Here is an 11,818-nt window from a genome sequence, read left to right on the forward strand (position 1 = left end):
GGCACGTAGTCAGCAGTTACTATAATGGTTAGCCCATATACGAATCAGCTGGTTATATCGGGGGTAGTTTGTAAAACACCCAAGTTTAGCCAAAGCCCCGCGGGCATACCGCATTGTATTTTTGTTGTAGAACATAAATCAATGCAAGTTGAAGCAGATCTTAACCGTAATAGTTACGTTAGGCTTCAGGTGGTTGCCAGTGGTAAGCAAATGCAACAACAGACTCAACATTTGCACGTTGGGCAGGCATTGCAAGTGAGTGGTTTTTTAAATCGCCACGAAGGTCGTAACGGCCTTAGCCAATTGGTTTTGCATGCTCAGCATATAGAAAGAATTATTTGAGGAATTAATCTCATGGCACGTTATTTCAGACGTCGTAAGTTCTGCCGCTTTAAAGCGGAAGGCGTACAACAAATCGATTACAAAGATCTAGCTACTCTTAGAAACTATGTTACAGAAAGTGGCAAAATCGTACCTAGCCGTATCACAGGTACTAGCGCTAAATACCAGCGCCAGCTAGCAACTGCTATTAAGCGTGCTCGCTACTTAGCCCTTCTTCCATACACTGACTTACATAAGTAAGCAGCGGATTAACACGTTTTTAAAAGGTGTAGAAACATGCAAGTTATTCTACTAGATAAGATCGCTAACCTAGGTGGCCTAGGTGACCAGGTTGTAGTTAAATCTGGCTTCGCACGTAACTTCCTTTTCCCACAAGGTAAGGCAGTTCCTGCAACTAAAGCAAACATTGAAACGTTTGACGCACGTCGCGCAGAACTAGAAGCAAAAATCGCTGAACAGTTAACTGCAGCACAAGCACGCGCTGACAAACTTGAAGCATTAGCTGAAGTTACATTAGTATCTAAAGCTGGTGACGAAGGTAAATTATTCGGTTCAATCGGTACTCGTGACATCGCTGACGCTATCTCAGCTGTTGGTGTTGAAGTTGCTAAATCAGAAGTTCGTTTACCTCTAGGTACTATCCGTGAGACTGGCGAATTTGACGTTGCAATCGCAGTACACTCAGACGTAACAGCTACAATTAAAGTAATCGTTATTGCTGAAGCTTAATTTTTAGAATTAAGTTTAAAAAAAACCGTGCTTTGCACGGTTTTTTTGTGTCTAAAATTTATAACCCAAAGCAATAAATTGTTTGTTGTGGGTAAAATTAAGCACGTTTCTAAAATAAAGCTTCATTTTCTACAAATATTTTCTATTTCATTTAAACCTTTCTATTCTTCTGCGCGTCTTATAAGTTAAATTGCAATTACATAATTATAAACAGGAAAAATTTGCGATGTTAATGGACGCTAATCAGCCAATAACTGATCAAGTGCAGCAAATGCTTATTGATCAAGTTAAAAACGGCGACCAGTTAGCTTATAAAGCGCTCTATGACATGCATAAAGCAAAAGTTTATGGCTTATGCCTGAGGCTTATAGCCGATGAGGAGTATGCACAAGATGCTACCCAAGAAGTGTTTGTGCAAGTATGGAACAAAATAGCGCAATTTGATGGACGTTCGCAGTTTTCCACTTGGCTTTATAGTGTCGCCAGTAATATTGCTATTAGTTATGTGCGCAGACAAAAACATTGGCTTAATAAAGTAATTAGCTTTGAGCAAAGCGGAATGGATGAACAAGCTGCACATGACTGTAACGGATTAAATGGGCTAGATAAATTAATTGTTAGACTGCCTGAGCGCGCAAGAATGGTATTTGTGCTTTATGCAGTAGAAGGTTACAGGCATGAGGAAATTGCAACCCTGTTAGGTATGGCGGTAGGCTCTAGTAAGGCGCAATATCATCGTGCAAGGCAATTATTAAAGCAGTGGTATGAAAATGAGTAAAACAAATTTTGATGACTACTTAAATGAGTCTTTAACCCAGTTAGATAAAAATATTCCACCAAAAAAAGAACTGTGGAATGGGATTGAGCGCGCAATAATAGCTAATGATCAGCCCACTATTAATACTAATCAATATTGGCCAAAGCTCACCGCCATTGCTGCATGTTTTACCGCGGTTTTGGTCAGCACAGTATTGTTATTTAAAGTACCAGAGGCAAATACTGCAGTGGCAATGAGTGAGTTTTTTACTAAACAAAAACAAAGTTTACTAGTGCAATATCAAAGCCAAGCAGCATTGACCGACAATTGGCAAGTACAGTTACAAGAACTTGAAGATGCAGAGCAAGCAATAAAGCAAACTCTTGAAAATGAACCGAAAAACAAGGCGCTATTGTCTATGTTAGCGCAAGTTTATCAACAACAACTCGACTTAATTAACAAGGTGCATGCACCGCGTTGGCAACACATCTAGGAGAAATAAATGAAAGCAATAATATTAGGGATCGCTTTATTACCCATGGCCGTATTTGCTGGTGAAAAAATAGATCAGCAAATTGAGGTACCCAATGCTGGGGTGATCCACATTGAAAACCAGCGTGGTGATATTAAAGTGACAGGTTGGGATAAAAATCAATTTAAAGTAACCGGTGAACTTGATGATAAGGCACAAGGCTACACACTTAAAACACAGGGTAATAAAACCCAGTTTATTGTGAAAATGCCTGAACTTTCTAATTGGGATAATAACAACAATGGCTCAACGCTCACTATTTTTATGCCAAAGAGTAGTGCGCTAGAATTTGTGGGTGTTAATGCATCTATAACGGCCAAAGAGTTACAAAAAGGTACTGAAATTGATGTAGTTAATGGGGCTATTACAGTAAACGATCTTAATGGCGATATTAAGCTGACCACTGTAAATGGTGACATCAAGGCAAAAGCACTTAATGGTAAAGTTCAGTTTGAAACTGTTAATGGTTCGATTGATGATCAGCAATCTAGCGGTGAAGTTCGTTTTAGTGCGGTTAATGGCGATATTACATCAAACTCGACGGCCAATGATATTCGCTTAGAAAACGTAAATGGCGATATTAACTTTAATTTCGATGCAATTAAAGAGTTACAAATAAGCACCGTTAATGGCGAAGTTAAGGTACAAATTAACCGCCTTCTGAGTGATGCTGATGTGAGTTTTGAATCTGTTAGTGGTAACGCTGCGTTTTATTTCCCTGCTGATTTATCAGCACAATTTGAGGTGGAAGCACACGCTGGCGGTAAAATTGACAACCAGTTAACTAACGATCAAGTACAAAAAGCCAAATATGGCCCAGCAAGTGGAATTAAGTTTAATACTAATGGCACTGATGCTAGCGTAGAGATGAATACTATTAGCGGTGATATCGAACTTAAACGTCAATAATTAGCTATTTTATTTCAAGTAACAAAAAGCAGGAAAAGATTTCCTGCTTTGCTATTTGCACAGCCCCGCCAAGTCGATAGAATAGAGCTATTCAATTTTAGTACTGTGAAGTTATGGCCAAACCAGATAAGCAAGTCGACACTCTTAAAGTTCCTCCCCATTCAATAGAAGCTGAACAATCTGTTTTAGGTGGTTTGATGCTTGATAACCAAGCATTTGATCGCGTAGCTGAACTTGTTGTGGCGCAGGATTTTTATACCCGTACCCATAAGCTTATTTTTGAGGCGATGACGGCTCTTGCTGAAATTGGTGATCCGATTGACTTAATCACAATTTCTGAGAGTTTAGAAAAAAATAACCAGTTGTCAGGTATTGGTGGATTCGCGTATTTAGCCGAAATAGCAAAAAACACCCCAAGTGCTGCCAATATTGACGCTTACGCAAGTATTGTTCGCGAGCGCGCCGTTGTTCGCGAAATGATTGGTGTTGCCAATGAAATAGCCGAAGCGGGTTTTAATCCTGAAGGGCGTACTAGCCACGACTTACTTGATTTTGCTGAAAGTAAAGTATTTAAAATTGCTGAGCAGCGTACAAAAAGTAGTGAAGGCCCACAAAGCATTCACAACATACTTGAAAAAACCGTTGATAAAATAGAAGAGCTTTACCAGTCACCACAAGATGGTGTGACCGGTGTGAGCACGGGGTATGCTGATCTTGATAAAATGACTACAGGTTTGCAGCCATCTGATTTAATTATTGTGGCAGCGCGTCCATCAATGGGTAAAACCACTTTTGCTATGAACCTTGCTGAACATGCCGCAATGACTCAAGACAAGCCAGTGCTTATTTACTCTCTAGAGATGCCCTCTGAACAAATTATGATGAGGATGCTGGCGTCCCTTGGCCGAATTAACCAAACTAAAGTACGTACTGGTCAGCTAGATGACGATGACTGGGCGCGCCTTTCATCAACCATGGGATTACTCATGGAAAAAGGCAAAATGTACGTTGATGATGCCTCAGGCTTAACACCTACCGATGTTCGCTCACGTGCACGTCGTATAGCACGTGATCATGGTGGTATCAGTATGATCATGGTCGATTACCTGCAATTAATGCGTGTACCTAGCTTGTCAGATAACCGTACCTTAGAAATTGCCGAAATTTCACGCTCACTCAAAGCATTAGCAAAAGAGTTGCAGTGTCCGGTTGTTGCTCTATCGCAGCTTAACCGTACTCTAGAGCAACGTGCTGATAAACGTCCAATTAACTCAGATTTACGTGAGTCGGGCTCTATTGAGCAAGATGCCGATTTGATCATGTTTATTTATCGTGATGAAGTATACAACGAAGACAGTACTGAAAAAGGTATTGCCGAAATTATTATCGGTAAACAGCGTAACGGTCCGATTGGTAAAGTGCGCCTAACCTTCCAAGGTCAATTCTCTCGCTTTGATAATTACGCGGGGCCTGCTGTAGATGATGATTACTAATGCGCTTAGCCACTGCTGAAATTAATTTAACCGCGCTTGAACATAACCTAGCACAGGTAAAACGCTTTGCGCCCAATAGTAAAGTAATAGCCGTACTTAAAGCGAATGCTTATGGGCATGGTTTAGTCACTATTGCGCAACACTTAAATGAAGCAGATGCATTTGCGGTTGCGCGTATAGATGAAGCGTTAGCGCTGCGTGCAGGTGGCCTTACAAAACCGATTGTGTTGCTAGAAGGCTTTTTTCATCAAGAAGACTTACCTATTTTACTGGCGAATAATTTTCAAACCATTATTCATGATGAGATACAGCTGAAAATGCTGGAAAGTGCGCAGCTAGATGCGCCTTTAAATTGCTGGTTAAAAATAAATACCGGGATGCATCGCTTAGGTATTGCGCCTGAGCAGTTTGATATGTTTTATCAGCGACTACAAGCCAGCCCAAATGCACAAAACAAAATAAATTTAATGACTCACTTTGCCTGTGCCGATGATGTAAAAAATACTAAAACAGTGCAGCAAATAAGTTTGTTCGATAATTTAACCCAAGAGGTTGATCAAGCCCATTGTTTATCAAACTCTGCGGGAATTATAGCGTGGCCAAGTGGTCATGGTGATTGGGTTAGACCCGGGCTAATGCTTTACGGTGTATCGCCTATGGCCAATCACACAGGTAAAGATCATCAATTAAAGCCTGTAATGCGCTTAACCACTAAGGTAATAGCTGTGCGCAATGTAGGGGCACATGAACAAGTAGGTTATGGCGGCCGCTGGCATAGTGATAAGCCTACGATGTTGGCTGTGGTTGCACTGGGCTATGGTGATGGTTATCCGCGTCATGCAAAAGAAGGCACACCCGTGATTATTAATGGGCATCGTTACGGTATTGTGGGTAGTGTAGCCATGGACATGATCACCCTTGATATAGGTAATAACGAGCACAACGTTCAGGTGGGTGATGAGGTGATTATGTGGGGACCGGAGTTACCAGTAGAAGAGATTGCACAATGTGCTGATACTATATCTTACGAGTTATTGTGTAATATTACACCACGCGTAAGTTATGAGTACCAGCGCTAATATTTACTTTAAAAATACCCAGTAGGTTTACATTACTAGAATGATCGTGATGCTCACTTAATCGGTATCGTTACTCTTTTATAAAGTAAATATCGCTAAAGCCCATACGTGCAAACTCTTGGTCGCGAAAATTGCGTACCGCCGATGAACCTTTAGAGGTCATTTCAATTTGGCGTACCATGTTTAAGTAATTAGTTAAATCGATACCCTCAGCAGCCGCAATAGCCTGATACATATCGTGGTATTTATCTTTTGCGAAGTTAATTTCGCGCGGTTGATTTTTAAAAGTATAGGTAATTCTGCGTGCCATAATAAGCTCAGTTATATTGAGTGTTAGTGTAATTTTACACTGTATTTAAGTTGCGTTGAATGATTAGTTGAAATCAAATAATTAAAAAGTTGAGTTTGAAATGAAATTATCAGTAGAGATCAGTAAATACCCGCTTCATCAAGATTATATTCCTTTTATTAAAGGCTTTATCGACAGAGTAAATGCCTATGAAGAGCTCAAAGTGATCACGAATACCATGTCGACTCAAATATTTGGTGATTATGACTTAGTAATGCAAGTGATCAGTACAGAGATTAAACATTCATACGAGCAATATGGTAAAGCTATCTTTGTGTGTAAATTTATCTCGGGCGATTTATCTCCCGAATAGCCTCCTAACAAATACGGTCGTTTTATAATGATGGATTTTATAACGCAAATACTGAGTGGTTTCACTGCCATGTCGCATTGGGAGTATATTGCGGTGGCTTTATCAATGGCGTATTTATTATTAGCCATAAAAGAGAATTTATGGTGCTGGCCTGCGGCTTTTTTTAGTACGCTTATTTATACCATAATGTATTGGAATGGCGCGTTGCTAATGGAGTCATTACTGAACTTTTATTACATGTACATGGCTGTGTTTGGGTGGGTTGTGTGGCGAAAAGGTAAAGCTAATCAAGCGCAACGTTTGATTACATCGTGGCCTGTGAACCGACATATCATTTTAATAGTATTAACCACGCTAGCGTCATTAGCGATTGGTTACGTGATGCAAAATTACACCCATGCAGACTTTGCTTATCTGGATAGTTTTACTACCTGCTTTGCAGTAGTCACCACTTACCTAGTAGCTAAAAAAGTACTCGAAAATTGGTTATATTGGATAGTGATTGATGCTGCATCAATGTATTTGTATTACGAAAAAGGTTATTACCCAACACTCGTGCTTTTTATATTTTATACCGTTATGGCAGCGTGGGGGTTTAAAACGTGGTACGAAGAGTATGAGCAAAGCCAAGCAAAACCAATGGCGCAGCTATAATTCATGAAACAGCATTCTCAGTTAGTTAATATTTGTAGTGCGTTTTTAGCACCTAGCAAAATAACCTCAACAGAGTATTTGGTTAATGGTTTAAGTAACGATAACTTTTTAATACGTACTGATTCCCAATCTTACTTATTAAAATGTTATCAATCATGTTGGCCAGAAGTCGCGCTAAATGCTCAATATGAGCTTAGTAAGCAGCAAGTTTGCCCTGCACCTATTTGGCTCGATAAACAAAATAAGCGAGCGGCTTTTACTTATGTAGAGGGAGAGGTTGCAGAGTCTTATTTAGCTATGCCGCTATTGGCTAAGCTGGCTAAAGTGCACGCTTATACAACTGATACTCAAACGATGGATATTGCATCACAATTGCAAGCCTATCGGCATTTATTGGTGTTTAAACAGTTTGATAAGTACTTAAATAAAGTACTGGAAAGCATTGCCAATATGCCCATAGAACACGGCTTTTGCCATAATGATTTAGTAAAAGAAAATATAATCGTTAACCCAAAAGGCGTCTATTTAATTGACTTTGAATACGCACAAACTAACGATGTTTATTTTGATCTTGCTGCGCTAGCCGTTAGTTTTAACTTAGATAGTTCAGCTAAACAGGCTTTGCTTAAAAGTTATCAAGTATACACGGCATCAAAGCTATTTTACTTATCTATGCACAAGCTTGAGTGTTACCAAGTAGTTTATTTGCTGTTATGTATAGGCTGGTATGAGCAACGCGCCATCAACAACAAAGTTGTTGAATTGCGCGCGCAATTGGATGAGCTTTTAGCATCAATGGGGAGTTAAAGCCCACCAAATCGAGCTGCTAGCTCTTTATATTTAGCTACTTCATCGGAGTCATATTGTGGTTCGCCATTAGCATCTTCACTTTTGGCAATAAGTAAGCTTTCGCGTGTTAAGCGTTTAACTCGCTCGACTTTAACTCCTAAAAACTCAGCAACTTGTTCTGTTGACATTAACTTCATAATTACTTCCTCATGTTTAAATCTATCCGTTCAGTGACAATAATAGATAATATGTATCTAAAGCGTTACTGTTTTTTTATAGAATATAAATAAATAGCGCTTTTTTCGCCTTTTGTTAAGTGATTAGTTTAAATTATAGACATGTAAACGCAACATGCTGGTATTTATACCAAGATGCCTTTATCATTGCGCATGCTAAAGCATTGATATCGCGAGTTGATGTGGCGGCAACAAATGTGCTCTCGTGGTGAAATGGATATCACGTGGCCCTCCGGAGGCTGAGTTGTAGGTTCGATCCCTACCGAGAGCGCCATTTGCGTTTACTTTTTACTCCCCTTAAAAACCATTAAAGCTATTTAAACTAGCTTGCTATTTTTATTCTTCGTTAAATAATAATGCTTGTAGCAATCTAATTTACACCGTTAGGCGTATATTCAGTGCTGTGTTTTTAGTTTAGTATTAACAGTCGCAAGATTGTTAGTATTAATGATTTATTATTACCCTAAAATCAAAAGCTAGACTTTTATAGCCAAATAATGCTATTAAAGTAAATATCCCTTAATTATAGAACCCCTCACATTTATGTTAGTTACCTTACCTATATCAGAGCTCATTCCCGGCATGTACGTAAATAGCGTGACGAAGCAGCAGGAGAGTGTGGATGGTATAAAAATTAAAACCAGCGGTTTGGTACGTGATAAATCTATAATTCAGCGTTTAATCACTGAAGGAGTGCTAGAGCTTCTTATTGATTTTACGAAAAGTGATGTGGCTGTACCGGCTAAATATAAAGAAAAAGAAAAACCACAAGCCGCTGCTACAAATCAAGACAAGCCCGCCAGTAAAAAGCGAGTTGTCAGCTTGCAACAAGAGTTTGCCAAAGCCAGCGTTAGTTATGATGCCCACAACAGAAAACTACAAAGTATTTTTGGTGATTTAACCTCAGGTTTGTCTCTGAATACTGATGCGCTTAATGAGATAAGTAATGAAATAGTTAGCTCTGTATTTCGCAATGAACATGCTATGACTATTTTAACTCGCATAAAAGATAAACATAGCTATAACTGGCGTCATATGATCAATTGCACCATATTTACAGCGGTATTCGCTAAGTATTTAGGGTATAAACGCGAAGTGGTTCAGGAGCTTGCTATGGGGGCACTGATGCATGACTTAGGGCAGGCTAAATTACCTCAAGGAATATTCTCAAAGCCTGGCAAAGTTACGGGTAATGAGATGACGGCAATAAAAAAGCATGTTGCACAATGCTTAGGGTTATTAAAAGGTGAGAAAGGTATCACCACTTTAATGCTGGATATGATTGTAAATCATCATGAGCGCCTTGATGGTTCTGGTTATCCTCGAGGAGTCGATGACAGCAAAATAAGTCGTCCTGCTCGGATTTTAGCGATTGTTGACGTATACGATGCACTCACAGCAGACAGGCCGCATCAAGAAGGGGACGAGCCTATAAATGCACTGCGTTATTTGTTGGCAAACAAACAGCTATTTGATGCAGAGTTAGTACAGCTATTTATAAAGTGCTTAGGTGTTCACCCTGTGGGTACTATTGTTAAGTTAACCAATGAGCGTTTGGCCTTGGTCCTAGAGGGCAATCATTCAAACCCAATTAAACCTAAAGTTAAGCTTTTTTATAACGCAAAACATAACCATCATGTTACCGCAAAAGATATTGATTTGAGCTTAAATAATGATGAAGTAAAAATACAAGCAAGTGTAAAACCTGCTGATTATAAAATTAACTTGCCTCGACTTTTAAAAGAGCATCTACTGCTTTAGTCTTTTGGCATCGTCTTTTTCTGTTTGTTTTAGCAGAAATATACCCACCTAAAAAGCAATTACCCATTAACGTTATCCACAATAACGTACCTAATTCTACATGCAGTGCTAAGCAGCAAAAAACCAAAGAAATAATCGCCATACTAATGGCTGCTAACCAATAGTGATTGACTGGGTTGTCACATTTACCTGCCTGCGTACACGCGCAATAATTTGCTTTATAAAAAAAATAAACACTTATACCGCAAAAAATAAGCGCTGTAACAATAAGTAAAATGATCACTGTCTTCTCCCTTGGTGACTTTATTGGCAGTGTAAATTGCAACGCAAGGTAAGTCAATGCAAATGAGAATTAATAGCATTAGAGTATATACTCTAATACCATACTTCTGCTCCGATGAGTTTTAAATAGTTGTTAAAATGTAGTTAAAAAACGTGTTTTTTGATGTTTTTTAACGTTTTATTAGAGTTTTTTATAAAAAATTAAGGTAGTGTACGCGGGTTTGAAATCCTAATAACAACACACATAGCTATCCAAACAGTGAGTTTGGCTAAGGACACAACAATGAAATTTACTAAAACTCTTATTGCGGCATCGCTGGCATTTGTTTCAGCTGATACCTTTGCAGCGGCTTTTCAGCTTGCTGAACAAAACGTATCTGGTTTAGGCCGCGCATACGCAGGTGAAGCGTCTGTAGCAGACGATGCGTCTGTGGTTGCACGTAACCCAGCATTAATGACGTTGTTTAAAGAGAAGCAACTTAGTGTTGCAGCTATGGCTGTAATTCCTGACGTGAGCCTTGAAGGTACAGGTAATGTCTACGGTTTAGATAACAGCGTACTAGATGATGACAGCATCGCACCGAGCGCGATTATTCCTGCTGGTTATTTCACTATGCCAGTAAATGATAAAGTATCAGTTGGTTTTGGTGCATTTTCTAACTTTGGCTTAGCAACTGAGTTTAACGATGATTACGCAGCTGGCCAAATTGCCGGTGAAACTGAAATTGTTACGGTAAACATGAACGCAAGCGTTGCTTATAAAGTTTCAGAGCAGTTTAGCTTTGGTATTGGTTTAAATGCAATTTATGCAGAAGCGAAGATTATTCGTAAGTTTGGTGTTGTACCTCCAGTAAACCCTGCTATTGCATCTATTCCTGCAAGTGCTGATGCTGTTCACCTTGAAGGTGATGACATGGGTTACGGCTTAAACGTTGGTTTAATGTACCAATTAGATGAAAATAGCCGCTTTGGTTTTAATTACCGTACAGAAACAGATATTACTTTTGAAGGTGAGTACTCGAATGAACTACCTTCATTTATTCCAGGTGGGTTAAACGGTCAAGTTGAATTACCTGGCTCAGTTGAAATTACATTACCAGCAATTGCTGAGTTCTCTGGTTCTCACCAATTAGATAAAAAACTAGGCGTTCACTACAGCGTATTGTGGACAGGTTGGAGCAGCTTTGATTCATTAGAAGCACAAGTTACTGCACCTACAGGTGGTAAGTTCAGCGCGTTTGAAAAAACAGAAGATTTCTCTGATGCACTGCGCTACTCAATCGGTACTGATTACCAGTACAGTGAAAACTTAATGCTTCGTGCTGGTTTTGCGTTTGATGAATCACCAGTATCACAACAGCATTTATCAATTTCTATCCCTGATACAGACCGTTTTTGGTTCTCGTTTGGTGGTAACTATGCGATCGATGAAAACTCAAATGTTGATTTAGGTGTGAGCGTATTACGTGGTAAAACACAAAACTTTACTGAAAAAGTAGAAAGCGAAACATTACCACAGCAATGGTCTTTTGAATCAAAAGGTCATGCAGTATTATTAGGTGCTCAGTATAACTACACATTCTAATTCTGCCT

General features: G+C 39.3%; 16 protein-coding genes and 1 tRNA gene. 14 read left to right on the forward strand and 3 right to left on the reverse strand.

Annotation, left to right across the window (positions count from 1 at the left end):
* The first annotated feature begins 24 nt into the window (after positions 1 to 24).
* The 8 genes from priB to alr all read left to right on the forward strand — a co-directional run bounded on the left by priB (position 25) and on the right by alr (position 5,841).
* A complete protein-coding gene (priB, locus tag FLM54_RS03175; RefSeq protein ID WP_008466122.1) occupies positions 25 to 342 on the forward strand; it encodes a primosomal replication protein N in 318 nt (105 codons plus the stop codon).
* A 12-nt stretch (positions 343 to 354) separates the two neighbouring features.
* Positions 355 to 582 (forward strand): 30S ribosomal protein S18, encoded by a 228-nt coding sequence (gene rpsR / locus FLM54_RS03180; protein WP_002962753.1) that lies wholly within the window; start codon positions 355 to 357, stop codon positions 580 to 582.
* Positions 583 to 618: 36 nt separating this feature from the next.
* A complete protein-coding gene (gene rplI, locus FLM54_RS03185) occupies positions 619 to 1,071 on the forward strand; it encodes a 50S ribosomal protein L9 (protein ID WP_008110407.1) in 453 nt (150 codons plus the stop codon).
* Positions 1,072 to 1,297: 226 nt separating this feature from the next.
* Entirely contained in the window at positions 1,298 to 1,849 is a 552-nt protein-coding gene (locus tag FLM54_RS03190; protein ID WP_054202246.1) for an RNA polymerase sigma factor, read from the forward strand.
* A complete protein-coding gene (locus tag FLM54_RS03195; RefSeq protein ID WP_178955125.1) occupies positions 1,836 to 2,321 on the forward strand; it encodes a hypothetical protein in 486 nt (161 codons plus the stop codon). The genes FLM54_RS03190 and FLM54_RS03195 overlap by 14 nt, the downstream gene beginning before the upstream one ends.
* Positions 2,322 to 2,330: 9 nt before the next feature.
* The gene (locus tag FLM54_RS03200; protein ID WP_178955127.1) at positions 2,331 to 3,269 is read left to right on the forward strand and encodes a DUF4097 family beta strand repeat-containing protein; all 939 of its coding nucleotides are present in this window, start codon (positions 2,331 to 2,333) and stop codon (positions 3,267 to 3,269) included.
* Positions 3,270 to 3,382: 113 nt separating this feature from the next.
* Positions 3,383 to 4,762, forward strand: coding sequence for a replicative DNA helicase (dnaB, locus tag FLM54_RS03205; protein WP_010390854.1), 1,380 nt, complete (start codon positions 3,383 to 3,385; stop codon positions 4,760 to 4,762).
* Entirely contained in the window at positions 4,762 to 5,841 is a 1,080-nt protein-coding gene (alr, locus tag FLM54_RS03210; protein WP_178955129.1) for an alanine racemase, read from the forward strand. The genes dnaB and alr overlap by 1 nt, the downstream gene beginning before the upstream one ends.
* Before the next feature lie 70 nt (positions 5,842 to 5,911).
* On the opposite strand, the gene FLM54_RS03215 is transcribed toward alr, so the two are convergent.
* A complete protein-coding gene (locus FLM54_RS03215; RefSeq protein ID WP_004588463.1) occupies positions 5,912 to 6,151 on the reverse strand; it encodes a DUF2960 domain-containing protein in 240 nt (79 codons plus the stop codon).
* A gap of 100 nt (positions 6,152 to 6,251) precedes the next feature.
* Here FLM54_RS03215 and FLM54_RS03220 point away from each other — a divergent pair, with 100 nt between their 5' ends.
* Genes FLM54_RS03220 through FLM54_RS03230 form a run of 3 tightly spaced genes read left to right on the forward strand, consistent with a single transcriptional unit; the run spans position 6,252 to position 7,964 of the window.
* Positions 6,252 to 6,503, forward strand: a complete 252-nt coding sequence (locus FLM54_RS03220) for a hypothetical protein (RefSeq protein WP_138605248.1) — start codon at positions 6,252 to 6,254, stop codon at positions 6,501 to 6,503.
* A 30-nt stretch (positions 6,504 to 6,533) separates the two neighbouring features.
* A complete protein-coding gene (gene pnuC / locus FLM54_RS03225; RefSeq protein ID WP_138605260.1) occupies positions 6,534 to 7,157 on the forward strand; it encodes a nicotinamide riboside transporter PnuC in 624 nt (207 codons plus the stop codon).
* 3 nt (positions 7,158 to 7,160) lie between these two features.
* Positions 7,161 to 7,964 carry a phosphotransferase family protein gene (locus FLM54_RS03230; protein ID WP_138605247.1) on the forward strand — a complete coding sequence of 268 codons (804 nt, stop codon included), beginning with the start codon at positions 7,161 to 7,163 and terminating at the stop codon, positions 7,962 to 7,964.
* Here FLM54_RS03230 and FLM54_RS03235 read toward each other — a convergent pair.
* Complete coding sequence (locus FLM54_RS03235; protein WP_138605246.1) at positions 7,961 to 8,143, reverse strand: helix-turn-helix domain-containing protein; 183 nt, start codon at positions 8,141 to 8,143, stop codon at positions 7,961 to 7,963. The genes FLM54_RS03230 and FLM54_RS03235 overlap by 4 nt on opposite strands.
* A gap of 238 nt (positions 8,144 to 8,381) precedes the next feature.
* On the opposite strand from FLM54_RS03235, the gene FLM54_RS03240 reads away from it, so the two are divergent.
* Both FLM54_RS03240 and FLM54_RS03245 read left to right on the forward strand, forming a co-directional pair.
* Positions 8,382 to 8,456 (forward strand) — tRNA-Arg (locus tag FLM54_RS03240).
* A gap of 269 nt (positions 8,457 to 8,725) precedes the next feature.
* Positions 8,726 to 9,943, forward strand: a complete 1,218-nt coding sequence (locus FLM54_RS03245) for an HD-GYP domain-containing protein (RefSeq protein WP_138605245.1) — start codon at positions 8,726 to 8,728, stop codon at positions 9,941 to 9,943.
* Here the strand turns inward: FLM54_RS03245 and FLM54_RS18800 are convergent.
* A complete protein-coding gene (locus tag FLM54_RS18800) occupies positions 9,903 to 10,226 on the reverse strand; it encodes a hypothetical protein (RefSeq protein WP_138605244.1) in 324 nt (107 codons plus the stop codon). The genes FLM54_RS03245 and FLM54_RS18800 overlap by 41 nt on opposite strands.
* Before the next feature lie 282 nt (positions 10,227 to 10,508).
* Between FLM54_RS18800 and FLM54_RS03250 the strand changes: the two genes are divergently transcribed.
* On the forward strand, positions 10,509 to 11,810 hold the full coding sequence (locus FLM54_RS03250; RefSeq protein WP_138605243.1) for an outer membrane protein transport protein: 1,302 nt from the start codon (positions 10,509 to 10,511) through the stop codon (positions 11,808 to 11,810).
* Positions 11,811 to 11,818: the final 8 nt, after the last annotated feature.

It is taken from the genome of Pseudoalteromonas sp. Scap25 (assembly GCF_013394125.1).
Taxonomy (GTDB): Bacteria; Pseudomonadota; Gammaproteobacteria; order Enterobacterales; family Alteromonadaceae; genus Pseudoalteromonas.